A 24,657-nucleotide genomic window follows, 5' to 3' on the forward strand; every position below is an offset into this window, starting at 1 on the left:
GGACCTGGGCGATCGGCGGGCCGCAGGATCGTCGGCATGGAACTCAAGGGCATCCACATCCCGCTGATCACCCCCTTCGCCGCCGACGGCAGCGTCGCCCTCGACGCGCTGGAGAAGCTCGCGCGCGAGGTCCTGGACGCCGGGGCGGCCGGCCTGGTCGCGCTCGGCACCACCGGCGAGCCCGCCGCGCTGACCGCCGAGGAGCGGGACGCGGTGGTGGACGTCGCCGCGGCCGTCTGCGCCGACCGCGGGGCGCGGCTGACGGTGGGCGCCTCCGGCGGCGACACCCGGGCCGTCGGCGAGGCGCTGGCCGCGCTCGGTGCGCGGGTGCCGCACGCGGCGGCGCTGGTCACCACGCCGGCCTTCGTCCGGGCGGGGGAGGCCGGGACGGTCGCCCACTTCGGGGCGCTGGCCGCGAGCAGCCCGCTGCCGTTGGTCGTCTACCACATCCCGTACCGCACCGGGCAGCAGCTCTCCACCGCCGCGCTGCGCGAACTGGCCGCGATCGAGGGTGTGGTGGGCGTCAAGTACGCGACCGGCGGGCTGGACCAGACGGCGGCCGAGCTGCTCGCCGACACCCCGGCCGGGTTCGCGCTGTTGGCCGGCGAGGACGCGTTCCTGGCGCCGATGCTGGCGCTCGGCGCGTCGGGCGGCATCCTGGCCTCCGCGCACCTGGCGACCGGCCGGTTCGTCGAGCTGTACGAGGCCTGGCAGGCCGGGGACGTCGAGCGGGCCCGGGCGCTCGGGCACCGGCTGACCGCCCTGGCGCTGTCCGCCTTCACGGCGCCCAACCCGGCGGTGACCAAGGGCGTGCTGCACGCCCAGGGCCGGATCCCGACCCCGGACGTGCGGCTGCCGTTGCTGCCGGCGGGGGAGGCGGAGGTCGCGGCCGCGCTGGCGCTGGCCAGTGGTCTGGACCATTAGGACCGTCCGAGGGCCCTCTCACACCGTGGAACACCAGCTCGTACCACGCCCGTGACAAGGCATGATGGGCAGAGTGCGGCTGTAGACAGCACCATTCAGAGGAGTAGTCGGAATGAAGATCGGCATTGTCGGGGCCACCGGCCAGGTCGGCGGCGTGGTCCGCGAGATCCTGGCCGAGCGCGCTGGACTTCCTGGTGGAATCGGCCCGGTGGAGCAGCTGCGGCTGTTCGCCTCGGCCCGTTCGGCCGGGCGCACGCTGCCCTGGCAGGGCACCGAGGTCACCGTCGAGGACGCGGCCACGGCCGACTACACCGGCCTGGACATCGTGATCTTCTCGGCCGGCGGCTCCACCTCCAAGGCCCTGGCACCCAAGGTCGCCGCGGCCGGTGCCGTCGTCATCGACAACTCCTCCGCCTGGCGCCGCGACCCCGAGGTCCCGCTGGTCGTCTCCGAGGTCAACCCCGAGGCCGTGGCCGACCGCCCCAAGGGCATCATCGCCAACCCCAACTGCACCACCATGGCCGCCATGCCCGTGCTGCGCCCGCTGCACGAGGAGGCGGGGCTCGCCGCCCTGGTCGTCTCCACCTACCAGGCCGTCTCCGGCAGCGGCGTGGCCGGCGTGGCCGAGCTCCAGGACCAGGCCGCCAAGGTCGTGGACGGCGCCTCCGCGCTCGCCCACGACGGCTCCGCCGTCGAGTTCCCCGAGCCCAAGGTCTACAAGCGCCCGATCGCCTTCAACGTGGTGCCGCTGGCCGGCTCCGTCGTCGAGGACGGCTCCAACGAGACCGACGAGGAGCAGAAGCTCCGCCACGAGAGCCGCAAGATCCTCGGGATCCCGGAGCTCAAGGTCGCCGGCACCTGCGTGCGCGTCCCGGTCTTCTCCGGCCACTCGCTGCAGATCAACGCCCGCTTCGAGCGCCCGATCAGCCCCGAGCGGGCCGTCGAGCTGCTCACCGGTGCCCCCGGCGTCGAGCTGTCCGAGATCCCCACCCCGCTCCAGGCGGCCGGCCGGGACCCGAGCTACGTCGGCCGCATCCGGGTCGACGAGACCGTGGAGAACGGCCTGTCGCTGTTCGTCTCCAACGACAACCTGCGCAAGGGCGCCGCGCTCAACGCCGTGCAACTGGCCGAGCTGGTGGCGAAGGAGCTCAAGGGCTGACCCGGTCGACCCGGCGTGACGTTTGGCGGGCCCCGTCGTTGAACGGGGCCCGCCTTCGTGTTTCTTTGCGACTCGTTGGGGCGGCTGTTGCGGGACTGGGACATCCCCCGAGGTTCGGGCCGCGAACCATGGGGAAAAGGTGACCCAACGATCGGGCGGTCACGGGGGCCCCTCACCCCACACGTTCGGACGCCGGGCGGACCGCCCACCCTGACCGACCTTCGAGGGCGAGCGGAAAGAGGTGCGCGGATGGACCGCTGTGTCGTCCTGGTGGATGCCGGATACCTGTTGGGCGCCGCCGCCAGCCTGCTCGCCGGTGACCCCTCCCGCTCCAAGGTCACCGTCAACCACACCGCGCTGATCAGCGCCCTGCGGGAACGCGCGGAGGCCGAGACCGGGTTGCCCCTGCTGCGGATCTACTGGTTCGACGCGGCCCCCGACCGCCGTCCGATGCCCGAACACCGGCGGCTGCGCGTGCTGCCCCGGGTCACCGTACGGCTGGGCGCCCTCACCCGGGCCGAGGGGCGCTGGGTGCAGAAGGGCGTGGACGCGGCGATGCACGCCGAGCTCTCCGAACTCGCCCGCAACCGGGCCTGCGCCGACGTCGTGCTGATCACCGGCGACGGCGACCTGCTGCCCGGGATGATGACCGCGAAGGAACACGGCGTGGCCGTGCACCTGTGGGCGTTGCAGGCCGCCGACGGCGACTTCAACCAGTCCGAGGACCTGGTCGGCGAGGCCGACGAGCGGCGGGTGCTGGACCGCGAGTGGATCGAGGCGTCCTTCTCGCTGCGCGACCACTCCACGGTCTTCCCCGAGCCCGGGACGGGCGGCGCCCGGCAGGAGATCGCCAAGATCCTCGCCGCCCCTCCGGCGTCCCTGCCCAGCGTGGTGCCCCCGGTCGTCCGGCCGGCCGCGGCGGCGGTGTCCGAGGAGCCCGCCGCGAACGGGCGGTCGCAGCCGGCCGCGGCGCTGCGGGTGGTGCCCACCCCGAAGGACCTCGCCGGGCGGGTCTCGGCCGTCACCCCGATCACCCCGGCGGCGGCCCTGTCGGCCACCGGGCACGCCAACGGGCACGCCAACGGACACGCGGCGGCCGGGCAGTCGGCCAACGGGCACCCGACGGGCGGGCCGGTGCTGCGCTGGTCCTCCGACCGGGGCTGGGTCGACCGGCCCGTGCCCGAGCCCTCCGCCACCGCCGGGGACGGCCTGCCGACCCTGGCCCAGCTGACCACCGCCGAACAGCGCTGGGCCGACCGGGAGGAGGACATCACCAGCATCGGCGGCGACGCCCACGAGGTCGGCCAGGTCTTCGCCCGGCGCTGGAGCGAGCGGCTCGGAGACCTCGAACGGCTCACCGTGCTCTGGCCCGACTACCCGCGCATCCCGCACCGGGTCGACGGCGAGCTGCTGCGCTACGCGGCCCGCTTCGGGCTGCTCGCGCACAAGGACGACCAGATCGACGAACACGACCGCTACGCCATCCGGGCGGGCTTCTGGAAGGAACTCGCGCTCCGGGTGCCGGGCGGATCGATGGTGGTGGACGACTGACCGCCGTCAGCGCCACACCGCGAGGTCAGGGGACCGGCGACCGGGCCCCGTTGTCCGGTTCGCCCGTGTGAGCGCGTAAAGTCTCCGGTCGTGAACGAGACGGCCGGGCGAGCACCCCAGGACACCCCGCCGTGCGTCGCCGTACGCGACCTGGTCAGGACCTACCGCAGCGGGCGCGGCGCCGCCGCCACCGAGATCCGGGCCAATGACGGGATCAGCCTGACCGTCCGGAAGGGCGAGATCTTCGGGCTGCTCGGGCCCAACGGCGCGGGGAAGTCCACCCTGGTCCGCCAGCTCACCGGCCTGCTGCGGCCGGACTCCGGGACGGTCGAACTGCTCGGGCACGACATCGTCCGCCACCCCGAGCGGGCCGCCCGGCTGCTCGGCTACCTCGGGCAGGAATCCACCGCGCTGGACGAGCTGACCGTCGCCCTGGCCGCCGAGACCACGGGGCGGCTGCGCGGGCTCAGCCGCTCCGCGGCCCGGGCCGCGGCGGGGGACGTCCTCACCGAACTCGGGCTGGAGCCGATCGCCGGGCGGCCGCTCGCCAAGCTCTCCGGGGGACAGCGGCGGCTCGCCTGCTTCGCGGCCACCCTGGTCGGGGACCGGCCGCTGCTCGTCCTCGACGAACCGACCACCGGCATGGACCCGGTGGCCCGGCGGGCCGTCTGGTCGGCCGTCGACCGGCGACGGGCCGAGCACGGCACGACGGTGCTGCTGGTCACCCACAACGTGATCGAGGCCGAGACGGTGCTCGACCGGGTCGCCGTGGTGGACGAGGGCCGGGTCATCGCCTGCGACACGCCCGGCGGGCTCAAGGCGCTGGTGGACGGTGACGTCCGGCTCGACCTGGTCTGGCGGGACGAGGCGCCCATCGGCGTCCCCGCCGTCGCCGAGCTGGCCGAACGGGCCGAGCGCACCGGGCGCCGCTGGACCGTCCGCACCACCCCGGAGCAGGCCCGCGAACTGGTCGCCGCCGTCACCACCGGTCCGGCCTTCGCCGCCCTCGACGACTTCACCCTCGCCACCCCGAGCCTTGAGGACGCCTACCTCAAGCTGGGCGGCCGCCACGGAGGACTGGTCAAGTGACGCTGCTCTCGGTGCCCCCGCCGACCCGCCGGTCCGCCCTTTCCCCGGCCCCGCTCGCCGACGCGGCACGGCTGCTGCCCGCGCTCGCCGCCGTGTACCGGGCGCAGCTCGCCCGGGCCAGGGTGGCGCGCATCCCGCTGCTGTTCGTGGCGACCTTCCAGTCCGTCGGCATCCTGGTGATGATGCGGGGCGTCGTGGACGCCGGGCAGACCCCGGCGGCGCGGTCCGTGGTCGCCGGGTCCAGCGTGCTGGTGGTGGCGTTCGTCGCGCTGAACCTGCTGGCGCAGTACTTCGGGAAGCTGCGGGCCACCGGAGGCCTCGACCACTACGCGACCCTGCCGGTGCCCGCCGCCTCGGTGGTGCTCGGTGCGGCCGCCGCGTACGCCTCCTTCACCCTGCCCGGGACGCTCGTCACGGCCGGCATCGGCGCGGTGATGTTCGGACTGCCGCTCGGCCAGCTGTGGGTGCTGCTCGCCGTCGTACCGCTCGCGGGGGCCGCGCTGTCCGGGCTCGGCGCGGCCTGCGGGCTGCTGGCGCCGCGGCAGGAGATCGCGACCATGCTCGGGCAGCTCGGCATGTCGGCGGCCCTGCTGCTCGGCGTCCTGCCCGTCGACCACCTGCCGCAGCCGGTGCTGTGGCTGCGCGACCTGCTGCCCTCGACGTACGGGGTCGAGGCCTTCGCGCGGACCTTCGCGCCGCACCCGGAGTGGGGGATGGTGCTCGCCGACCTCGGGGTCTGCGCGGCCGTGGGTGTGGTGTCGCTGGCCCTGGCCACCTGGGCCTACCGGCGGGCGGTCGCGCGGTAGCGTCCGCTCGGGTGGGTGGGCCGTTCGGACGGCCGTCGTGAAACGATGGGCCCGTGACCGTACCGAACACACCTCCGGAACCCGCCCGCGCCGACGCGGCGGCCGAACCGGGCGCCGCACCGGACCCGTTCGCACCGCCGCCGGTCTCCGACGGGGAACCGCCCGCCGGCCTGCCGGCCGCCCCGCCCGCCGCGGAGCACCCGCTGCCGGCCGAGCTGCGGATCGGCTCCGGGGTCGTGCTCGCCTGCCTGCTGGTCGGACTGGTGATGGCCGGGCTGTGGGCCTGGCTCGCGCCCAAGGTGCCGCTGGTCGTGGACGGGGACCGGATCCTCTACGCCGACCCGGAGGGCGAACAGCGGGCCGGTGCCGACGCCGTGTTCGTGCTGATCGGGCTGGGCGCGGGCATCCTCACGGCGCTCGGCGCCTTCCTGCTGACCCGCAAGCGCGGCGGCGGGATCTCGGTCGCGCTGGGGCTGGCGATCGGCGGACTGCTCGGCTCGATCGGGGCCTGGAGGCTCGGGCGCTGGCTCGGTCCCAGCGACAACCTGATCGGGGAGGCGCGGCGGGTCGGCAACGGCGGGCACTTCGACGCGGGCATCGACCTGGGGGCGCTGGGTGCGCTGCTGGTGTGGCCGATGGCGGCGATGGTGGTGCTGCTGGCGCTGTCGGCGGCGTTCGGGAAGCGGGAGGAGGACCCGCCGCCGTACTGGGGGGTGCCGGCGGGGACGTACGGGCCTCCCGCGGAGGGCGCTGCCGCGCAGGGGGCTCCCGCGGAGTCGGCTCCGGCTCCGGTGGACGGGCGGCCGGGGGCGGATGAGCAGGGGCGGGGCTGAGTTCGGGAGTGGGGGCGGAAGGCCTGCGGTCGGGTACAGGCCGAGGGCTTCCGCCCCCCCGCGTTTTCCGGGCTCCTGTCCCGGGGTCCCTGGCGGGTCAGCGGGCGATGGGGGCGGTGCTGGCCCGGGTGAGGGCGATGAGGTCGGCGGGGGCCAGTTCCACTTCGAGGCCGCGTCGGCCCGCCGAGACGTAGACGGTGGGGTGGGTCAGGGCGCTGGCGTCGATCACGGTGCGTAGCGGGCGGCGCTGGCCCAGCGGGGAGATGCCGCCGCGGACGTAACCGCTGCTGCGCTCGGCGGCGGCCGGGTCGGCCATGGCGGCGCGCTTGCCGCCGACGGCGGCTGCCAGGGCCTTGAGGTCGAGTTGGCCGGCGACCGGGACCACGCCGACGGTCAGGATGCCGTCCACGTCGGCGACCAGCGTCTTGAAGACGCGTTCGGAGGCCACCCCGAGGGCTTCGGCGGCCTCGCCGCCGTAGGAGGCGGCGGCCGGGTCGTGCTCGTAGGCGTGGACGGTGAAGGGGACGGCGGCGGTCTCCAGGGCGACGGTGGCGGGGGTGCCCTGGCCGCCCTTCTTCGGCTTCTTGGCCATGCGGGGTCCCGGGGGTCAGTTGGGGCTGAACGACTGGCGGGTGAGGTCGACCGCGGGCAGCGAGGGCAGCCAGCTGAGGACGGCGCTCTCGCGGCGCAGCAGGTCGAGTTCGGTGCGCAGCCGCTGGGCGGTGTCGGGGCAGGCGAGCAGCTGCTGCTTGACCGGGGTCTCGAACACCGAGGCGGCGGCGACCAGGTAGGAGAGCACCTGGGGGTCGTCGGGGAGCTGCTGGCGGCCGTGGGTGGTGGCCTCGCGGGCGCCGGCCAGGCGCTTCTGGTAGACCCGGAAGGCTCGCTCGACCTCGGAGGCGAGCGCGCCGGAGCCCTCGCCGGGGCGCTCCTCGATCGGCTCCGTCCCACCGGTCAGGTACGGCCCGGTGACGTCCACCGAGTGCAGCCGGAACCGGGTGGTGCCGGTGACCAGCAGCTCGTAGCGGCCGTCGGGCTGGAGCTGGGCGGAGGAGACGTCGGCGACGCAGCCGATGTGGTACATCGCCTCCAGCGGGTCCCCGGTGACGGTCCCGAGGCCGTCGAGCGGCCCGGCCGGGCCGCCCTCGGGCCGGACCGGGGCGACCTCGCGGCCGTCTTTGATCGCGAGCACGCCGAACCGGCGCGGCTCGTCCTCGGGCTGTTCGAGCAGGTCGGCGACGAGACGGCGGTAGCGCTCCTCGAAGACGTTCAGGGGCAGCACGAGGCCCGGGTAGAGCACGGTGTTCAGCGGGAAGAGCGGCAGCCGTTCTGTCACGGCGGACAGCGTAGTTCCCCGGGGCCCGGCCTTGTCGCCCGGTTGACGCCTCGAACCCGGTCAGCGGACAGCAGGAGGACCGGCCGACGGGCTCGGCCGCGGAAGCGGCGGCGGGGAAGGACGGGGGTGGGAAGGGCGGCTCGATCGGGCTTCCGGCGGTCCCGGCCGATCTCGGCCGGGACCGCCGCTGGTTCGCGGTTCGCAGAAGGGGTGGGCGGGCTCCGGGAGACCACCTGCGGCCCGGCGGGTTCAGCCGCGCTGGAGGAGTCTGCTGGCGCCCGCGACGACGGTGGAGGCGAGCAGCCAGCCGACCACGACCAGTCCGGCGGCGATCCACTGGCTGGTGCCGCCGGGGTTCCAGGCGCCCTGGTTGAGGTCGATGATCGGCAGCAGCTGGTTGAGGGTGTAGAGCACCGCGTTCCAGTGCGGTTTCTCGTCGGCCTTGAGCGGGTCCGGCTGGTGGGCGGCGAACCAGACGCTGCCGAGCGCCCAGGCGAGCAGCAGCCAGAGGCCGGCCCTGCCGGGGCGGTAGCCGTAACCGACGGTGACGTCCTGGACCAGGCCCCAGATCCGGGCGGGCAGCGGCAGGGTCTCCCGGCGGCGGCGCTGCTTGGCGTACAGCACCTCGCGGGCGTCGTCGTCGGCGCCGTCGCGGCGCAGGGCGGCGGCGAGCTGCTCGTAGGACTCCGGCTGGAACTCCACCGCGGAGCCCTCCAGCCAGGCGATCCGCTGCCGGATGGTGAACGGGCCGACCGGGCGGAGGTTCTCGTAGACGAAGCCGGTCAGCCGCAGGTGCTTGCCGAGCGGCCACGCCTCCGGGGTGTCGACCAGGTTGCCGACCCGGGCGCGGGAGAGGGAGACGGTGCCGGTGGGCCGGATCTTGCAGGTGAAGCGGAGCTCGGGGGTGTGGATGCGGCGCAGTGAGACCTCGTCGTCACCCTCCAGGTGGAATTCTCCGGAGATCAGGCACGCGGCCTCGAAGCGGGCGTCGGAGAGCCGCACCTGGCCGAAGGCGCGGAAGGGGGTGCTGGGGGCGTCGGGCGGGGGGCTCTGGCCGTAGCCGGAGCCGTAGTAGCTGCGGGAGCCGAACCAGCCGCCGTCGGCGGAGCTGGTCAGGTAGAGGGTGTGGCCGACGTTGAGCCGGACGGCGTTCAGGCAGACCCGGTTCTGCGGGTCGGCGTGCAGCTGGGCGCCGCGGAGCGAGAACCGGCCGCCTATCCGGGCCGTGCGGACGCTCAACTCGCCTCGGGTCTCCAGGCGTTCGGCCTCGAAGTCCTGGTGGACGGTGATCCCGTCGGCGGACACCGCGCGGCCGTAGCGGTCGCCGCCGATGACGGCCAGGTTGAGCAGCAGGTCGGTGCCGATCTTGGCGTCGGTGAGCCGGATGCCGTCGGGGATCCGGCAGCGGGCCAGGTGGAGGTCGCCGGTGGTGGAGAGCCGGGAGGCCTCCAGGCGGGGGACCAGGCAGTCGACCATGCGCAGGGTGGTCGCCGAGGCCTCCGAGATGAGGATCTTGTGCTCGAAGCGGCAGCCGCGCAGTTCGACGTACCGGTCGATGTGGCCGCCGGCCAGGTTGAGCGCACCGGTGACGTACACGCCGCTCATCCGCAGTGAGGCGACACGCCCGGCGGTGGGACGCGGGCCGGCCAGCAGCAGGTGGGCGAGCACTTCGGCGCTCACCGTCCGCTCGGGGCCCCAGACGGCGTCCCCGAAGGGGTCGTCGATGTCGTTCCGGCCACACCGGAGGTCGAAGACCTCGCCCTCGCGGAAGGCCTCCCAGAGCGCCCGTTCCGTGTCGGTCCAGCCTTCTGGAGCGCTTTCCGCCATGTCTTTCCCCGTCCCCCCGGTCGTCTCGCCTTTCGTATCACGGACTGAAATGCGGGACCACCTGTTCCGGCCACTCCTTACACTGGGTGGCGTGATCTCTCGAATCGACCTCCGTGGCTCGCTGGACGACCCGCGTGACCTGCTGCCCCGTGCCGAGTTCGACGTGGCGGCCGCCCTGGAGAAGGTGCGGCCGATCGCCGAGGACGTACGCCATCGCGGGGTCGCGGCGCTGATCGAGATCACCGAGCGCTTCGACGGCGTCCGGCTGGAGTCCACCCGCGTCCCGGCCGAGCAGCTGACCGCCGCCCTGGAGACGCTGGACCCGCGGGTGCGGGCCGCGCTGGAGGAGTCGATCCGCCGGGCCAGGGCCGTGCACGCCGACCAGCGCCGCACCGGGCACACCACGCAGGTCGTGCCGGGCGGCACGGTCACCCAGCGCTGGGTGCCGGTCGAGCGGGTCGGCCTGTACGTGCCGGGCGGGCTGGCGGTCTACCCGTCCTCCGTGGTGATGAACGTGGTGCCGGCCCAGGAGGCGGGCGTCAGGGGCATCGCGGTCACGTCCCCGCCGCAGAAGGAGTTCGGGGGGCGCGTCCACCCGACGATCCTGGCGGCCTGCGCGCTGCTCGGAGTGGACGAGGTCTACTCCGTCGGCGGCGCCCAGGCGGTGGCGATGTTCGCCCTCGGCACCGAGGAGTGCGCGCCGGTCAACATGGTCACCGGCCCCGGCAACATCTACGTGGCCGCCGCCAAGCGGCTGTTCGCCGGCCGGATCGGCATCGACTCCGAGGCCGGCCCGACCGAGATCGCCGTCCTCGCCGACGACAGCGCGCTGGCGAGCGACGTCGCCGCCGACCTGATCAGCCAGGCCGAGCACGGCCCGACCTCCGGCTCGGTGCTGGTCACCGACTCCCCGGAGCTGGCCGACGCGGTCGAGGCCGAGCTGGCCGTGCAGGTCGCGAAGACCAAGCACGGCGAGCGGGTGGCCGAGGCGCTGGGCGGCCGGCAGTCCGGCATCATCCTGGTCGACGACCTCACCCAGGGCCTCGCGGTGGTCAACGCGTACGCGGCCGAGCACCTGGAGATCCAGACCCGCGACCCGCACGCCGTGGCGGCGCGCGTCGTCAACGCCGGCGCGATCTTCATCGGCCGCTGGACCCCGGTCTCGCTGGGCGACTACGCGGCCGGCTCCAACCACGTGCTGCCGACCGGCGGCTGCGCCTGCCACTCCGCCGGGCTGTCGGTGCAGACCTTCCTGCGCGGCGTCCAGGTCGTCGAGTACGACCGGGAGGCGCTGGCGGAGGTCGCCGCGCACGTCGTCACCCTGGCCGACGCCGAGGACCTCCCCGGTCACGGTGACGCCATCAAGGCTCGGTTCGATTGGACGGTTCCCGGCTCGTGACCGCTATCGACGACCTCCCGATCCGGGACGAGCTGCGCGGCCAGTCCCCTTACGGTGCACCGCAGTTGGACGTCCCCGTCCAGCTGAACACCAACGAGAACCCGTACCCGCTGCCCGAGGAGCTGGTCGCCCGGATCGCCGAGCGGGTCGCCGTGGCCGCCCGCGGGCTGAACCGCTACCCCGACCGGGACGCGGTCGAGCTGCGCGAGGGCCTCGCCGCCTACCTGACCCGCACCACCGGGTTCCCGGTCGTCCGCGAGCAGGTGTGGGCCGCCAACGGCTCCAACGAGGTCCTCCAGCAGCTGCTGCAGACCTTCGGCGGGCCCGGCCGCAGCGCCCTCGGCTTCGAGCCCTCGTACTCGATGCACGCGCTGATCTCCCGGGGCACCGGCACCACCTGGATCTCCGGCCCGCGCCACGACGACTTCACCATCGACGTGGACGCCGCGCTCGCCGCCATCGCCGAGCACCGGCCGGACGTCGTGTTCATCTGCTCACCGAACAACCCGACCGGGACGGCGGTGTCGGCCGACACCGTGCTGCGGCTGTACGAGGCCGCGCAGGCGGCCCGGCCCAGCCTGGTGGTGGTCGACGAGGCCTACGTCGAGTTCTCGCACCGCGCCTCGCTGCTGCCGCTGATCGAGGGCCGACCCAACCTGGTGGTCAGCCGCACCATGTCCAAGGCCTTCGGCGCCGCCGGACTGCGCCTGGGCTACCTGGCCGCCGACGCGGCCGTCGTGGACGCCGTCCAGCTGGTGCGCCTGCCGTACCACCTGTCGGCCGTCACCCAGGCCACCGCGCTGGCCTGCCTGGAGCACACCGACACCCTGCTCGGGTACGTCGGCAGGCTCAAGCAGGAGCGCGACCGGCTGGTGGACGCGCTGCGCGCGATGGGCCTGGAGGTGACCGACTCGGACGCCAACTTCGTCCAGTTCGGCCGCTTCGCCGACACCCACGCCGTTTGGCGCGCCATCCTCGACCAGGGTGTCCTGGTCCGTGACAACGGCGTCCCCGGGTGGCTGCGCGTCACCGCCGGGACGCCCGCCGAGAACGACGCCTTCCTGGACGCCGTCCGCACCGTGATCAAGGAGCTGTAACCCCGCATGTCCCGCATCGGACGCGTCGAGCGCACCACCAAGGAGACCTCCGTCCTGGTCGAGATCGACCTCGACGGCACCGGCAAGACCGACATCTCCACCGGCGTCGGGTTCTACGACCACATGCTCGACCAGCTCGGCCGCCACGGTCTGTTCGACCTCACCGTCAAGACCGACGGCGACCTGCACATCGACACCCACCACACCATCGAGGACACCGCCCTCGCGCTCGGCGCCGCCTTCAAGCAGGCGCTCGGCGACAAGATCGGCATCTACCGCTTCGGCAACTGCACGGTGCCGTTGGACGAGTCGCTCGCCCAGGTCACCGTGGACCTCTCCGGCCGGCCCTACCTGGTGCACACCGAGCCCGAGGGCATGGCGCCGATGATCGGCAGCTACGACACCACGATGACCCGGCACATCCTGGAGTCCTTCGTGGCCCAGGCCCAGGTCGCGCTGCACGTGCACGTCCCGTACGGGCGCAACGCGCACCACGTCGTGGAGTGCCAGTTCAAGGCGCTGGCCCGGGCGCTGCGCTACGCCGCCGAGCGCGACCCGCGCGCGGCCGGAATCCTCCCCTCGACCAAGGGTGCGCTGTGAGCAAGTCCGCCACGATCCTCCTCTTCGTCGGCCTCTTCCTGGCCGGCGGAGTGATCTCCTTCTGGAAGCAGAAGCTGCCGAAGGGCGTCATCCTGGTGCTGGCCATCGGCGCGGTGATGTGCCTGGGCTCCGGCCTCATGCGCCTGTAGACCGCCCGGCCCTGTAGAGAGACTGGACACCTGAACATGGGCAAGAACGTCGTCGTCCTCGACTACGGCTCCGGCAACCTCCGCTCCGCGCAGCGCGCCCTGGAACGGACCGGGGCGAACGTCACGGTCAGCTCCGACTACGACACCGCGATGGCCGCGGACGGCCTGCTCGTCCCCGGCGTGGGCGCCTTCGAGGCCTGCATGCGCGGGCTGAAGTCGGTCCGTGGGGACTGGATCATCGGCCGCCGGCTCGCCGGGGGCCGCCCGGTCATGGGCATCTGCGTCGGCATGCAGATCCTCTTCGAGAAGGGCGTCGAGCACGGCGTGGAGACGCCCGGCTGCGACGAGTGGCCCGGCACCGTCGAGCCGCTGGACGCCCCGGTCGTCCCGCACATGGGCTGGAACACGGTGGACGTGCCCGAGGGCAGCCGGATGTTCGCCGGCCTGGACCCGGAGACCCGCTTCTACTTCGTGCACTCCTACGGGGTGCGGCACTGGGAGCTGGAGACCCACAGCGCGCGGATCAACCCGCCGCTGGTCACCTGGGCCACCCACGGGCAGCCGTTCGTCGCCGCCGTCGAGAACGGCCCGCTGTGGGCCACCCAGTTCCACCCCGAGAAGTCCGGCGACGCCGGCGCCGCCCTGCTGACCAACTGGGTCAACACCCTCTGAACGTCTGAGAGTTGTTACTGATGAGCCTGAAGAGCCGCCTGGAACTGCTGCCGGCCGTCGACGTCCGGGACGGCCAGGCCGTCCGCCTGGTCAAGGGCGCCTCCGGCACCGAGACCTCCTTCGGCGAGCCGCTGGCCGCCGCCCTCGCCTGGCAGGACGCCGGCGCCGAGTGGCTGCACCTGGTCGACCTCGACGCCGCCTTCGGCACGGGCAGCAACTACGAGCTGCTGCGCGAGGTCACCGGCCGGCTGGACATCAAGGTCGAGCTGTCCGGCGGCATCCGCGACGACGAGTCGCTCGCCCGCGCGCTCGCCACCGGCTGCACCCGGGTCAACCTCGGCACCGCCGCCCTGGAGGCCCCCGAGTGGGTCGCCAAGGCCATCGCCGAGCACGGCGACAAGATCGCCGTCGGCCTGGACGTCGTCGGCACCACCCTGCGCGGCCGCGGCTGGACCCGCGACGGCGGCCAGCTCTTCGACGTGCTGGAGCGGCTGAACCAGGAGGGCTGCGCCCGCTACGTCGTCACCGACGTCAACCGCGACGGCACCCTGACCGGCCCCAACCTGCAGCTGCTGCGTGACGTCTGCGGCGCCACCGACCGCCCGGTCGTCGCCTCCGGCGGCGTCTCCTCGCTGGACGACCTGCGCGCCATCGCCACCCTCGTCGGTGAGGGTGTCGAGGGCGCCATCGTGGGCAAGGCACTCTACGAGCAGAAGTTCACCCTCGAAGAGGCCCTGGAGGCGGTTTCCGGATGACGGAAGGTCGGATCGTACGCGGCCGGGTGGTCGGCTTCTCCCCCTGGGAGGAGGAGTTCGGCTACTCCCGGGCGGTCGCCGCGGGCGACCACGTGCACGTGGCAGGGTCCACCGCCTGGGTGGACGGCCGGATCGAGCACGAGGGCGACCCGTACCGGCAGACCCTCGCCGCCTTCGGCGTCGGGCTCCGGGCCCTGGCCGCGTACGGTCTGACCGCGGACGACGTGGTCCGCACCCGGATGTACATCACCCACCTCCGCGACGCCGAGGAGGTGGGCCGCGCCCACCGCGAACTCTTCGTCGAGGCGCGCCCGGTGGCCACCATGGTGGTGGTCGACGGACTGATCGACTCCCGGATGATGGTCGAGGTCGAGATCGACGCGTACCGCACCGGGCTGGCAAAGACCCTGGAAGCCCCGGAAGGCAATCAGTCGTGACCCTTGCAGTACGTGTCATCCCCTGCCTGGACGTCGACGCGGGGCGGGTGGTCAAGGGCGTCAACTTCCAGAACCTGCGCGATGCCGGCGACCCGGTCGAGATGGCCAAGCTCTACGACGCCGAGGGCGCCGACGAGCTGACCTTCCTCGACATCACCGCTTCCTCCGGCGACCGCGAGACCACCTACGACGTGGTCCGCCGCACCGCCGAGCAGGTGTTCATCCCGCTCACCGTCGGCGGCGGCATCCGGGCCGTCGAGGACGTGAACAAGCTGCTGCGGGCCGGCGCCGACAAGGTCGGCGTCAACACCGCGGCCATCGCCCGGCCGGAGCTGATCCGCGAGATCGCCCAGCGGTTCGGGCGGCAGGTGCTGGTGCTCTCGGTCGACGCCCGGCGCTGCCCGGAGGGCACGGAGACGGCTTCCGGCTACGAGGTCACCACCCACGGCGGGCGCCAGGGTACCGGCCTGGACGCCGTCGAATGGGCGGGTCGCGCCGCCGAGTTGGGGGCGGGCGAGATCCTGCTCAACTCGATGGACGCGGACGGCACCAAGGACGGCTACGACCTGGAGATGATCCGGGCCGTCCGCAAGGCCGTCTCGGTGCCGGTGATCGCCTCCGGCGGGGCGGGCAAGCTCGGCGACTTCGCCCCGGCCGTCGAGGCGGGCGCGGACGCGGTGCTGGCGGCCAGCGTCTTCCACTTCGGGGACCTGCGGATCGGCGAGGTCAAGGACGCGCTGCGGGAGTCCGGTCACCCGGTCCGGTGATTCCGCTCCCGCGTCGAGGGCCCGCTGCTTCCGCAGCGGGCCCTCGTGCCGTGTTCAGGATTCCTGCGGCTCGCCCTTGATCAGGGCGAACGGGGCGCCGTTCGGGTCCGCCAGCCAGGCGATCCGGCCGACGTTCTCCACGTCCGTGGCCGGCATCAGCACCGAGCCGCCGGCCGCCGTCGCCTTTCTGACCAGCGCGTCCACGTCGGCGGCCGCGAAGTACGGCGTCCAGGCGGAGGGCTGGGCGGTCTGCGTCACCGGGGCGATGCCGCCGAAGCTGGTCTGCTGCTGGTCGCCCTCGGCGGTGGAGATCACCCGGTAGTTCATGCCCGGGGACGGTTCGAAGACCCTTACCCGCCAGTTGAACAGGCCCTTGTAGAAGGCGAGGGCGCCGTCCTGGTCGGAGGTGTGCAGCTCGGCCCAGACCAGGGCGTTGGGCTCGGAGACGGCGTCCAGACCGATGGTGTTCCCGGACTGCCAGATCGCGAACTCGGCGCCCTGCGGGTCGGTGAGTGCCGCGAACCGACCCTCCTGCATGACGTCCATCGGCGGGACGCGGACCGTGGCGCCGGACTGCTCGGCGGCCTTGGCGGTGGCGTCCGCGTCAGCGGTGCGGAAGTACGCGGTCCACGCGGACCGCGCGCCCGGATCGAGGTTGCCGAGCGCGGCGACCCGCTTGCCGTCCAGCTGGAGGAAGCCGTAGCCGCCCGCCCCGGGGACCTCCTGGAAGCTCCAGCCGAAGACCGCGCCGTAGAAGGCGGCGGTCGCGCGGATGTCCGGGCTGCCCAGGTCGAGCCAGCAGGGCGAGCCGATGGGGAAGTCGGTGGTGAGCATGAGGTGGTGCTCCTTCGACGGAGAGTGACCGGGGCAGTCCGTCGGGCGCGCGCCCCTCCCCGGCCACCTGTGAGTCTGCCCCCGGGCACTGACATCCGCATTTCTGGACCGCCACCGTGTATCTCGATTGCCCCCGCCGTCACGGCTCCGTATCGTGCTGGGCAACGCGTCGACGGAGACGAGTAGCCAGGGATCACGCGAGCAGAGAGAACCGCCGGAAGCTGGGAAGGCGGTCCCGCGCCCCGAGGCGAAGACCCTCCCGAGCGCGGGGAGGAACGGCCCCACCCCGGTGGCGGTCCAATGCCCCGCCGGCCGGCCCCCGTCACCGGGCCAGAGCGAGGCCGTCACCGCGACGTGACGGCGAAAGTGCGGTGGTACCGCGAGTTGCCCTTCTCGCCCGCACTCCCAAGGGATCATGACGACGTCCTTCGGAGGACCGCAATGATCCACAGCCGTGTCCGTGTCTCGGACCTGCGAGAACACCTCGGCCATACCGTTTCCGTGTGCGGCTGGGTGCACGCCCTCCGCCTCCAGCGCGCGATGCAGTTCGTCATCGTGCGGGACGGCACCGGCCTGGTGCAGGTCACCCACAAGCGTGACGGCGGGCCGCTGGAGGCCCGGCTCGAAGCCCTCACACCCGAGTCCGCCGTCAGGATCACCGGCCGTGTCGTCGACGCGGCGCAGGTCGGACTCGGCGGTCTGGAGCTCGTGCCCGAGACGGTCGAAGTGCTGAACCCGGCCGCCACTCCGCTGCCGATCGACGACCGCACCGGCCCCGAGCAGCGCCTCGACTGGCGTCACCTGGACGTGCGCCGCCGCCCCGCCGCCCGACTGCTGTTCGCCGTGCAGACCACCCTGGAACAGGGCATGCGCGAGTACGCCTACGCGCGGGGCGCCACCGAGATGCACACTCCCAAGCTCATGGGCACCGCCTCGGAGTCCGGCGCGGAGGTCTTCGAACTCGGCTACTTCGGGCGCAGCGCCTACCTGGCGCAATCGCCCCAGTTCTTCAAGCAGATGGCCATCGCGGCGGGCATCGACACGGTCTTCGAGATCGGTCCCGTCTTCCGTGCCGAGCCGTCGTTCACCTCCCGGCACGCCACCGAGTTCACCGGCGTCGACGTCGAACTGGCCTGGATCGACGGGGTCGAGGACGTGATGGCCTTCGAGGAGGGGATGCTCGCCCACGCGATCGCCAAGGTCGCCGAACTGCACGGCGCGGCCATCGCCGAGCACTTCGGCGTCCGGGTCACCGTGCCCACGACGCCCTTCCCCCGCGTCACCATGGCCGAGGCCCAGCAGATCCTGCGCGAGGGCGGCTGGGACCCGTCGGGAACCAGGGAGGACCTGGACCCGGAGGGCGAGCGCGCAATCTCGGCGCACCTCCGGCGGGCCACCGGCCACGAATTCGTCTTCGTCACCCACTACCCGGTCGGCGCCCGGCCCTTCTACCACATGCGCCCCGCCGACGACCCCGGCCTCACCCTGAGCTTCGACCTGCTCTGGAACGGCCTGGAAGTCACCACCGGCGCCCAGCGCGAGCACCGCTACGACGTCCTGCTGGAGCAGGCCGCCGAGAAGGGCCTGCGCCCCGAGCCGATGCGGGACTACCTCAACGCCTTCCGCTACGGCTGCCCGCCGCACGGCGGCCTCGGCATGGGCCTCGGCCGGGTCCTGATGGTCCTGCTCGGCCTCACCTCCATCCGCGACGCCACCTTCCTCTTCCGCGGCCCGAACCGGCTCACCCCGTAGGCGGGTTGCGGCGGCGCCCGGCGTGCTCCTGCGCAGGAAGTCGGCCCGGCCGACTTCCTGCGCAGGAGGAGCTAGGGCCGGGGCAGCGGCAGGACGTGGCGGAGGGCCTCGACGGCGTCCGGGGGGCCGTCGACGGTGAGGGTGGTGCGGGCGCCGCGGCCGAAGGCGAAGAGGACCAGTTCGGCGGGTTCGCCGGTGAGCTGGACGGTGGGGGCGCCGGCCGGGCCGACGGTGAGGGACCGGCCGTCGGGGCGGGCGAGGGTGAGGCGGACGGGGGAGTGACGGCCCGCCTCGAAGCGGGCGAGGAGGGGAAGCCGGCGCCAGAGGGCCTCGGCGCGGCCGGGCGGGACGGGCTGGGCGGTCCAGTTCTCACCCGCCCGGGCGACGTCCTCGGCGTGGACGAAGTACTCGACCGTGTTGGCCGCTTCGTCCGCACCGGGGAGGGCGAAGAGCGAATAGACCGGGGGCCCGGCGCGGAAGAGCCGGACCAGTTCCTCGTACGGCCGCTCCGCGTAGCCCGCCTGCACCCGCCTGGTCCAGCCGGCCAGCGCGCCGACCCGGATGCCGGGCGCCGCGTCGGCGCGGCGCTCGCGGATCACCAGGTGGGCGGCGAGGTCCCGGGTGGTCCACCCGGCGCACAGGGTGGGGGCGTCGGGCCCCGCGGCGGTCAGGAGTTCGGCGAGGCGGTGGCGTTCGGCGAGGGCGTGGTTCGACATGGCGTCAGCCTAGGGCGTGGGGCGACACGGGCAGGGCTTACGGCCGCAGCCGGCCGGTGAGTTTGGGAGCGCCCTGCTTGCTGCCGGCGGTGAGGGTGCAGGTGTAGTCGCGCCAGCCCTGTTGGTAGTTGGTCAGGGCGGGGCCGAACTGGCGGGGGTAGTAGGGCTTGCCGTCGGGCTGGTGGGCCTTGGCGGCGGTGTCGGCGTCCTTGCAGCCGTCGCGCATGGCGAGGGCGATGGGGATCTCGCCGGTGAGGCCGTCGGGGAGTACGAGGTCGGCGATGACTTCGCCGTCGTGCGGTGTGGCGCAGGGGCGTTCCTCGGCCTTGGTGATCACCGGGCTGAGTTGGGGGTGGTCGAAGCAGGTGCCCACCGGGAAGAAGGCGTACGGGGGTTGTGGCTTGGTGGGAGTGGGGGTCGGTGTCGGCGTCGGGGTGGCCGTGAGGGAGGGCGGGGGCGGGGGCGGTGCGGCTGCGGGCTCGGGGGCGTCCTCGGGCCAGAGCAGCACGGTGGCCACCACCGCGAGCAGCACGGCCAGGACGGTGGCGACGGAGATCACCAGGCCCCGGGACGGACGGGAGGCGGCGGCTTCGGGCGGCTGCTGCTCGGAGGTCATGGGCTGAGGATGGCCCAGTCGGGCCCCGCCCGGCAGGCGGTTGGAGGAACTGACTCCGAACGGGCCGTCTGCGAACCAGTCGTCCCCTTCGGCGACCGTGGCCGGGCTGACACAATGGCCCCATGTCCACCACACCCGCCGCTCCCGGCACCACCGCCCTCGACCCGGCGATCGCCGCCCGCCTCAAGCGCACCGAGGACGGCCTGCTCCCGGCCATCGCGCAGCAGTACGACACCGGCGAGGTGCTGATGCTGGGCTGGATGGACGACGAGGCGCTGCACCGCACGCTCACCACGGGCCGTTGCACCTACTGGAGCCGCAGCCGCCGCGAGTACTGGGTGAAGGGGGACACCTCCGGTCACGCCCAGGCGGTCAAGTCGGTGGCCCTCGACTGCGACGGCGACACCCTGCTGGTCAAGGTCGACCAGACCGGCGCGGCCTGCCACACCGGCGACCGCACCTGCTTCGACGCCGACGTGCTCCCGCTCGGCTGACCCAAGAACCCGTCCTGACTCCAGAAGGTGCCGCCCCGCATGGACCTCGAAGCCTTCCGCAAGCTCGCCGTCGACACCCGGGTCATCCCCGTCACCCGCAGGCTCCTCGCGGACGGCCTCACCCCGATCGGCCTCTACCGCAGCCTCGCCGAGGAACGGCCCGGCACCTTCCTGCTGGAGTCCGCCGAGCAGGGCGTCTGGTCGCGCTACTCCTTCGTGGGCGTGCGCAGCGCCGCCGTGCTGACGGCCGGCCCGGACGGCGACGCCCGCTGGCTGGGCACCCCGCCGGTGGGCATCCCCACCGACGGTGACCCGCTGGAGGTGCTGCGCGCCGCCCTGGCGGCGCTGCACACCCCGCGCCGCGCCGACGACGGCCTGCCGCCGCTGACCGGCGGCCTCGTCGGCTACCTCGGGTACGACGTCGTCCGCCGGCTGGAGAAGCTGCCCGACCTCAATCCGGACGACCTCCGGCTGCCCGAGCTGACCATGCTGCTCGCCACCGACCTCGCGGTGCTCGACCATCTGGACGGCACGGTGCTGCTGATCGCCAACGCCGTCAACCACAACGACCTGGCCAGCGGCGTGGACGAGGCCCACGCGGACGCGGTGGCACGCCTGGACGCGATGGAGGCCGGCCTGCTGAAGCCGGTCGACCCGGGCCTGGCGACGTTCACCCCGGCCGGCCCCGGCGAGGTGCACTCGCCGTTCGGCGGGGCGCCGTACCGGGCCGCGGTGGAGGAGGTCAAGGAGCGCATCCGGGCCGGCGAGGCCTTCCAGGTGGTGCCCTCGCAGCGCTTCGAGGCGCCCTGCCAGGCCTCCGCGCTGGACGTCTACCGCGTGCTGCGCACCACCAACCCCAGCCCGTACATGTACCTGTTCCGCTTCCCCGGGCCGGACGGCGGTGCCGAGGGCGGTTTCGACGTGGTCGGTTCCAGCCCGGAGGCGCTGGTCAAGGTCGCCGACGGCGAGGCGATGCTGCACCCGATCGCCGGGACCAGGCACCGCGGCGCGACCCCGCACGAGGACGCGGCGCTGGCCGCCGAGCTGCTCGCCGACCCCAAGGAGCGGGCGGAGCACCTGATGCTGGTCGACCTCGGCCGCAACGACCTGGGCCGGGTCTGCGAGCCGGGTAGCGTCGAGGTGGTCGACTTCATGCAGATCGAGCGCTACAGCCACGTGATGCACATCGTCTCGACGGTGACCGGCAAGCTCGCTCCCGGGCGGAGCGCCTTCGACGTGCTGACCGCCTGCTTCCCGGCCGGCACCCTCTCCGGCGCGCCCAAGCCCCGGGCGATGCGGATCATCGAGGAGCTGGAGCCGACCCGGCGCGGCCTGTACGGCGGCTGCGTCGGCTACCTGGACTTCGCCGGGGACTCGGACACCGCGATCGCGATCCGCACCGCGGTGCTGCGCGACGGCACCGCGTACGTGCAGGCGGGCGCGGGCGTGGTCGCCGACTCCGACCCGCACGGCGAGGACACCGAGTGCCGCAACAAGGCGGCCGCCGTGCTGCGGGCCGTCGCCACCGCCAATACGCTGCGCAGGCCGGAACTGTCCTGAGGCGTGAGGAGGCGGCCGGGATGGCCGAGGTGCCGTACGACGAGCTGTGCCGGGAGGTCGTGCTCGCCGCCGCTGTGCGGATCAGGGACGAACTCGGGGGCCGGGGCCGGGTGTTGTCCGGGGTCCTGGTCGACTTCCCGGCCGCCCACGGGCCGCTCGCCCCGGACCTGGCGGTGATCGCCCCGGACGCCGTCCACCACGCCGGGGGCCGGTACGCCGCCTCCGACGTCGAGGCGGTGCTGGAGGTGTCGCACCCGGGCCGCGACCACGCCTGGGCACGGGCCTGCGCGGAGAGCGGCGTGCCGCTGTACGTGGTGGTCGACCCGGCCGCCGCCGTCTGCACCGTGCACACCGCTCCGTCCCCCGCCGGGGCGTACCGGGAGGCCGAGCGGGTGCCCTTCGGCAACGACCTGTTCCTGCCGCTGGGCGGGCGCACGGTGGTGCTGCGGACGGACGGGTTCCCCACCCCGGGTACGGCGTAGCGCGCGGCCCGGGGGATAGTGGACGGGTGACCGCTGCAGACCCCACCCCCACCCCCGCCCCCGCCGCTCCCGCCACGCCCGCGGCCGGCCGCCGCACCCTCGGCGTGATGCTGCTGCTGACCGTGCTGAGCGCCGTGCTGGTGCTGACCGCGGCCGGGCGGGTCTGGGCCGAGGGCCGGGCCGGCACCCTGGACGTGTCCGTCACCGGCGGCAAGATCTCCGAACTGCCGGGCGGGCTGGCCCTGGTGGGCCTGGCCGCGGCCGTCGCGGTGTTCGCGGTGCGCGGCGTCGGCCGGCTCGCGGTCGGTGCGCTGACCCTGCTGGCCGGGCTGGGCGCGGCCGCCGCCTCGGTGGCCGGGGCCTCGGACACCGCCGCGCTGGACTCCGCCGCCTCCGGCAAGCTGGCCCTGGCCGGCTCGACCGCCACCGAGGTCTCGCACACCGGCTGGCCGTGGGTCGCCCTGGCCGGCGGGCTGCTGCTGGCCGTCGCCGGGCTGATCACCCTGCGCTACGGCCGCGGCTGGCCGGCCATGGGCAACCGCTACGAGGCGCCCACCCGCAAGGCGCCGGCGAAGGCCGACACGCCGGGTGACCTGTGGAAGGCCCTGGACCGCGGCGAGGACCCGACCGCGGTCTGAGGCCCCCGCCCGACCAGCGGGTGTGACGCGATAGACCCGGCACCCGCTTTGGGGTGGCTGTGTGTGGCCCGGCACAATGGGACCCGTCAACCCGCCGGCGGCCCCGCAGGCCCGGCCGGGCCCCGAGAGCCTAGGAGCACCATCGATGTCAGCAGCTGCACACGGCCACACCACCGCCGCCTGGACCGGCGTCGTCATCTCCTTCGTCGGCTTCGGCATCGCGGGCGTCGCCATGATCCTGCCGTCGCCGCTGCTGGTCATCGCCGGTCTGGCGGTTGTTCTCGTGGGCGGCATCGTCGGCAAGGCCATGTCGATGGCGGGCATGGGCAAGCAGCCCAGCGCCAACGTCTACAAGTCGGTCGAGGAGCAGTCCGCGGCCCGCAAGGCCGCCGTCGAGGGCCGCGAGACCGTCGCGGCCTGACCGGGGATTCGCACAACCGAACGGCGGGCGCGCCACGCCCGCCGTTCCGTTCTGTCCGGGCCCGGTCCGGGCACAATCGGGGCGTGAACGCCGCCCCCACCGCCTCCGCCCCGCCACCCGTGCTGCGCCGGATGGGTCCGCCGCTGGCCGCGCTGGCGGCGGTGGCCGTCCCCGCCGGTTACGTCGCGGCGGTGGACCCGAACGCCCCCGGGCACTACCCCGACTGCCCCTTCCTGACCGCCACCGGCTGGTGGTGCCCCGGCTGCGGGGGCCTGCGCTGCGTCCACGCGCTGGCCCACGGGGACCTCACCGGCGCCCTGCACGACAACGCGGTGGCCGTCCTGCTGTTCGCCGTCCTGGGGGTGCTCTGGCTGCGCTGGGGCTGGGCCGCGCTGACCATGGGGCCGCCGGTCCGGGTCTCGGTCGGGGCCCGGCGCTGGGCGCTGATCGGCCTGCTGGTGCTGGTGTTCGAGGTGGTGCGCAACCTGCCGATCGGGGCGGGGCTGGCGCCGCCGGTGGTCTGAGGGCCCCGGGCGGGTGGTCCGGCTGCTCCCGGCGACCAGGACCGGGCGGTCCCCGGGACCGCCGGGAATCCGGTGGAGAGCCGGTGAAGCCGCAGCTGGGAGCCGTCGGGGCGCGCGTCCCGTTCCGCGAGACGCGGACCGGGCGGATGCGCTGAGCGTCCCGGGTGCCGATACCATCGAAGTGCCGACGGGCCCCCGCCCGTCCGGCTCGCGCTGGCGAACCAGCAGAAATGATGGGGGCTCCTGAGTGAGTGTGCTCGACTCGATCATCGAAGGGGTCCGCGAGGACCTCGCCGAGCGGCAGGCCCGGGTCTCCCTGGACGAGCTCAAGGCGCTCGCGGCCAAGGCCCCGGAGGCCAAGGACGGCGTCGCCGCCCTCAGGGGCGACGGGGTCCGGGTGATCTGCGAGGTCAAGCGCTCCAGCCCGTCCAAGGGCGCGTTGGCCTCGATCGCCGACCCGGCCGCCCTGGCCCGCGACTACGCGGCCGGCGGTGCCGCCGCGATCAGCGTGCTGACCGAGCAGCGCCGCTTCGGCGGGTCGCTCGCCGACCTGGACGCGGTCCGCGCCGCGGTGGACACCCCGCTGCTGCGCAAGGACTTCATCGTCACCGCCTACCAGCTGTGGGAGGCCCGCGCGCACGGCGCGGACCTCGCGCTGCTGATCGTCGCAGCCCTGGACCAGCCGGCCCTGGTGTCGCTGATCGAGCGCGCCGAGTCGATCGGCCTCACCCCGCTGGTCGAGGTGCACGACGAGGACGAGATCAAGCGCGCGGTGGACGCCGGGGCGCGGATCATCGGCGTCAACGCCCGCAACCTGAAGACCCTCGAGGTCGACCGCAGCACGTTCGAGAACGTGGTGCACGCCATCCCGGACGGCGTCGTCAAGGTCGCCGAGTCCGGTGTGCGCGGCCCGCTGGACGTGATCAACTACGCCAACCTGGGCGCCGACGCGGTGCTGGTCGGCGAGTCGCTGGTGACCGGCAAGGACCCGCGGGCCGCGGTCGCCGACCTGGTCGCGGCGGGCGCCCACCCGGCCGTCCGGCACAAGGACTGACGCGCCCGGATGAAGATCGCCACCCGCCTCGCCCCCGGCTGCCGCCCGCGCGGCTGCCGCGCGCCCGCACGCCGGGTGCTGGGGCGACGGGTGCGGTACGTGATCGGCTGCGAGCCGGGGCAGGTACCGGGGCGGCGATGGCGCGTGACGCACGGCTGAACCAGC

29 protein-coding genes are annotated in these 24,657 nt (G+C 73.8%); 23 read left to right on the plus strand and 6 right to left on the minus strand.

Going from position 1 to position 24,657, the window contains the following annotated elements:
• Positions 1 to 36: 36 nt before the first annotated feature.
• The 6 genes from ACH4J0_RS05435 to ACH4J0_RS05460 all read left to right on the plus strand — a co-directional run bounded on the left by ACH4J0_RS05435 (position 37) and on the right by ACH4J0_RS05460 (position 6,362).
• Positions 37 to 924, plus strand: coding sequence for a dihydrodipicolinate synthase family protein (locus ACH4J0_RS05435; protein ID WP_396236416.1), 888 nt, complete (start codon positions 37 to 39; stop codon positions 922 to 924).
• 112 nt (positions 925 to 1,036) lie between these two features.
• Entirely contained in the window at positions 1,037 to 2,083 is a 1,047-nt protein-coding gene (locus ACH4J0_RS05440) for an aspartate-semialdehyde dehydrogenase (protein ID WP_396236418.1), read from the plus strand.
• A gap of 249 nt (positions 2,084 to 2,332) precedes the next feature.
• Positions 2,333 to 3,634 carry an NYN domain-containing protein gene (locus ACH4J0_RS05445; RefSeq protein WP_396236420.1) on the plus strand — a complete coding sequence of 434 codons (1,302 nt, stop codon included), beginning with the start codon at positions 2,333 to 2,335 and terminating at the stop codon, positions 3,632 to 3,634.
• A gap of 90 nt (positions 3,635 to 3,724) precedes the next feature.
• Positions 3,725 to 4,723 carry an ABC transporter ATP-binding protein gene (locus ACH4J0_RS05450; protein ID WP_396236422.1) on the plus strand — a complete coding sequence of 333 codons (999 nt, stop codon included), beginning with the start codon at positions 3,725 to 3,727 and terminating at the stop codon, positions 4,721 to 4,723.
• Positions 4,720 to 5,529 carry an ABC transporter permease gene (locus tag ACH4J0_RS05455; protein ID WP_396236424.1) on the plus strand — a complete coding sequence of 270 codons (810 nt, stop codon included), beginning with the start codon at positions 4,720 to 4,722 and terminating at the stop codon, positions 5,527 to 5,529. The genes ACH4J0_RS05450 and ACH4J0_RS05455 overlap by 4 nt, the downstream gene beginning before the upstream one ends.
• Positions 5,530 to 5,582: 53 nt before the next feature.
• On the plus strand, positions 5,583 to 6,362 hold the full coding sequence (locus ACH4J0_RS05460; protein WP_396236426.1) for a hypothetical protein: 780 nt from the start codon (positions 5,583 to 5,585) through the stop codon (positions 6,360 to 6,362).
• Positions 6,363 to 6,459: 97 nt separating this feature from the next.
• Here the strand turns inward: ACH4J0_RS05460 and ybaK are convergent, their stop codons facing one another.
• The 3 genes from ybaK to ACH4J0_RS05475 all read right to left on the minus strand — a co-directional run bounded on the left by ybaK (position 6,460) and on the right by ACH4J0_RS05475 (position 9,525).
• On the minus strand, positions 6,460 to 6,954 hold the full coding sequence (gene ybaK, locus ACH4J0_RS05465) for a Cys-tRNA(Pro) deacylase (protein ID WP_396236428.1): 495 nt from the start codon (positions 6,952 to 6,954) through the stop codon (positions 6,460 to 6,462).
• 15 nt (positions 6,955 to 6,969) lie between these two features.
• Positions 6,970 to 7,707 carry an LON peptidase substrate-binding domain-containing protein gene (locus ACH4J0_RS05470; RefSeq protein ID WP_396236532.1) on the minus strand — a complete coding sequence of 246 codons (738 nt, stop codon included), beginning with the start codon at positions 7,705 to 7,707 and terminating at the stop codon, positions 6,970 to 6,972.
• A gap of 240 nt (positions 7,708 to 7,947) precedes the next feature.
• The gene (locus ACH4J0_RS05475) at positions 7,948 to 9,525 is read right to left on the minus strand and encodes an oxidoreductase (RefSeq protein WP_396236430.1); all 1,578 of its coding nucleotides are present in this window, start codon (positions 9,523 to 9,525) and stop codon (positions 7,948 to 7,950) included.
• Positions 9,526 to 9,616: 91 nt separating this feature from the next.
• Between ACH4J0_RS05475 and hisD the strand changes: the two genes are divergently transcribed.
• Genes hisD through hisF form a run of 8 tightly spaced genes read left to right on the plus strand, consistent with a single transcriptional unit; the run spans position 9,617 to position 15,401 of the window.
• Entirely contained in the window at positions 9,617 to 10,924 is a 1,308-nt protein-coding gene (gene hisD / locus ACH4J0_RS05480) for a histidinol dehydrogenase (protein ID WP_396236432.1), read from the plus strand.
• Positions 10,921 to 12,021 (plus strand): histidinol-phosphate transaminase, encoded by a 1,101-nt coding sequence (locus tag ACH4J0_RS05485; protein WP_396236434.1) that lies wholly within the window; start codon positions 10,921 to 10,923, stop codon positions 12,019 to 12,021. Before hisD ends, ACH4J0_RS05485 begins: the two co-directional genes overlap by 4 nt.
• A 6-nt stretch (positions 12,022 to 12,027) precedes the next feature.
• A complete protein-coding gene (hisB, locus tag ACH4J0_RS05490) occupies positions 12,028 to 12,621 on the plus strand; it encodes an imidazoleglycerol-phosphate dehydratase HisB (protein ID WP_396236436.1) in 594 nt (197 codons plus the stop codon).
• A complete protein-coding gene (locus ACH4J0_RS05495; protein ID WP_030280435.1) occupies positions 12,618 to 12,770 on the plus strand; it encodes a hypothetical protein in 153 nt (50 codons plus the stop codon). Before hisB ends, ACH4J0_RS05495 begins: the two co-directional genes overlap by 4 nt.
• Positions 12,771 to 12,806: 36 nt before the next feature.
• The gene (gene hisH, locus ACH4J0_RS05500) at positions 12,807 to 13,442 is read left to right on the plus strand and encodes an imidazole glycerol phosphate synthase subunit HisH (RefSeq protein ID WP_030280437.1); all 636 of its coding nucleotides are present in this window, start codon (positions 12,807 to 12,809) and stop codon (positions 13,440 to 13,442) included.
• Positions 13,443 to 13,462: 20 nt separating this feature from the next.
• Positions 13,463 to 14,197, plus strand: coding sequence for a bifunctional 1-(5-phosphoribosyl)-5-((5-phosphoribosylamino)methylideneamino)imidazole-4-carboxamide isomerase/phosphoribosylanthranilate isomerase PriA (gene priA / locus ACH4J0_RS05505; protein WP_396236438.1), 735 nt, complete (start codon positions 13,463 to 13,465; stop codon positions 14,195 to 14,197).
• Positions 14,194 to 14,634 (plus strand): RidA family protein, encoded by a 441-nt coding sequence (locus ACH4J0_RS05510; protein ID WP_396236440.1) that lies wholly within the window; start codon positions 14,194 to 14,196, stop codon positions 14,632 to 14,634. The genes priA and ACH4J0_RS05510 overlap by 4 nt, the downstream gene beginning before the upstream one ends.
• The gene (gene hisF / locus ACH4J0_RS05515) at positions 14,631 to 15,401 is read left to right on the plus strand and encodes an imidazole glycerol phosphate synthase subunit HisF (protein WP_396236442.1); all 771 of its coding nucleotides are present in this window, start codon (positions 14,631 to 14,633) and stop codon (positions 15,399 to 15,401) included. The genes ACH4J0_RS05510 and hisF overlap by 4 nt, the downstream gene beginning before the upstream one ends.
• 54 nt (positions 15,402 to 15,455) lie before the next feature.
• On the opposite strand, the gene ACH4J0_RS05520 is transcribed toward hisF, so the two are convergent.
• Positions 15,456 to 16,235, minus strand: coding sequence for a VOC family protein (locus ACH4J0_RS05520; RefSeq protein WP_396236444.1), 780 nt, complete (start codon positions 16,233 to 16,235; stop codon positions 15,456 to 15,458).
• Positions 16,236 to 16,676: 441 nt separating this feature from the next.
• On the opposite strand from ACH4J0_RS05520, the gene aspS reads away from it, so the two are divergent.
• On the plus strand, positions 16,677 to 17,987 hold the full coding sequence (aspS, locus tag ACH4J0_RS05525) for an aspartate--tRNA(Asn) ligase (RefSeq protein ID WP_396236446.1): 1,311 nt from the start codon (positions 16,677 to 16,679) through the stop codon (positions 17,985 to 17,987).
• Positions 17,988 to 18,058: 71 nt separating this feature from the next.
• Here the strand turns inward: aspS and ACH4J0_RS05530 are convergent, their stop codons facing one another.
• Together ACH4J0_RS05530 and ACH4J0_RS05535 are read right to left on the minus strand one after the other, a co-directional pair.
• Entirely contained in the window at positions 18,059 to 18,703 is a 645-nt protein-coding gene (locus ACH4J0_RS05530; RefSeq protein WP_396236448.1) for a TIGR03085 family metal-binding protein, read from the minus strand.
• 37 nt (positions 18,704 to 18,740) lie between these two features.
• Positions 18,741 to 19,319, minus strand: coding sequence for a hypothetical protein (locus ACH4J0_RS05535; RefSeq protein WP_396236450.1), 579 nt, complete (start codon positions 19,317 to 19,319; stop codon positions 18,741 to 18,743).
• A 122-nt stretch (positions 19,320 to 19,441) separates the two neighbouring features.
• On the opposite strand from ACH4J0_RS05535, the gene hisI reads away from it, so the two are divergent.
• The 8 genes from hisI to trpM all read left to right on the plus strand — a co-directional run bounded on the left by hisI (position 19,442) and on the right by trpM (position 24,651).
• Positions 19,442 to 19,813, plus strand: coding sequence for a phosphoribosyl-AMP cyclohydrolase (gene hisI / locus ACH4J0_RS05540; RefSeq protein WP_030281929.1), 372 nt, complete (start codon positions 19,442 to 19,444; stop codon positions 19,811 to 19,813).
• A gap of 39 nt (positions 19,814 to 19,852) precedes the next feature.
• Positions 19,853 to 21,373, plus strand: a complete 1,521-nt coding sequence (locus ACH4J0_RS05545; RefSeq protein WP_396236452.1) for an anthranilate synthase component I — start codon at positions 19,853 to 19,855, stop codon at positions 21,371 to 21,373.
• Between the two features lie 20 nt (positions 21,374 to 21,393).
• On the plus strand, positions 21,394 to 21,855 hold the full coding sequence (locus ACH4J0_RS05550) for a Uma2 family endonuclease (RefSeq protein ID WP_396236454.1): 462 nt from the start codon (positions 21,394 to 21,396) through the stop codon (positions 21,853 to 21,855).
• A 26-nt stretch (positions 21,856 to 21,881) separates the two neighbouring features.
• Entirely contained in the window at positions 21,882 to 22,493 is a 612-nt protein-coding gene (locus tag ACH4J0_RS05555) for a TIGR02234 family membrane protein (RefSeq protein ID WP_396236456.1), read from the plus strand.
• A 145-nt stretch (positions 22,494 to 22,638) separates the two neighbouring features.
• Positions 22,639 to 22,914: an HGxxPAAW family protein gene (locus ACH4J0_RS05560; RefSeq protein ID WP_396236458.1), complete on the plus strand. Its 276-nt coding sequence runs from the start codon at positions 22,639 to 22,641 to the stop codon at positions 22,912 to 22,914.
• Between the two features lie 83 nt (positions 22,915 to 22,997).
• Complete coding sequence (locus tag ACH4J0_RS05565) at positions 22,998 to 23,438, plus strand: DUF2752 domain-containing protein (protein ID WP_396236460.1); 441 nt, start codon at positions 22,998 to 23,000, stop codon at positions 23,436 to 23,438.
• Between the two features lie 247 nt (positions 23,439 to 23,685).
• A complete protein-coding gene (gene trpC, locus ACH4J0_RS05570) occupies positions 23,686 to 24,492 on the plus strand; it encodes an indole-3-glycerol phosphate synthase TrpC (RefSeq protein WP_396236462.1) in 807 nt (268 codons plus the stop codon).
• Positions 24,493 to 24,501: 9 nt separating this feature from the next.
• Positions 24,502 to 24,651: a tryptophan biosynthesis modulator TrpM gene (trpM, locus tag ACH4J0_RS05575; RefSeq protein ID WP_167395798.1), complete on the plus strand. Its 150-nt coding sequence runs from the start codon at positions 24,502 to 24,504 to the stop codon at positions 24,649 to 24,651.
• Positions 24,652 to 24,657: the final 6 nt, after the last annotated feature.

Source organism: Kitasatospora sp. NPDC017646 (assembly GCF_044329365.1).
In the GTDB taxonomy this organism is placed as follows: domain Bacteria; phylum Actinomycetota; class Actinomycetes; order Streptomycetales; family Streptomycetaceae; genus Kitasatospora.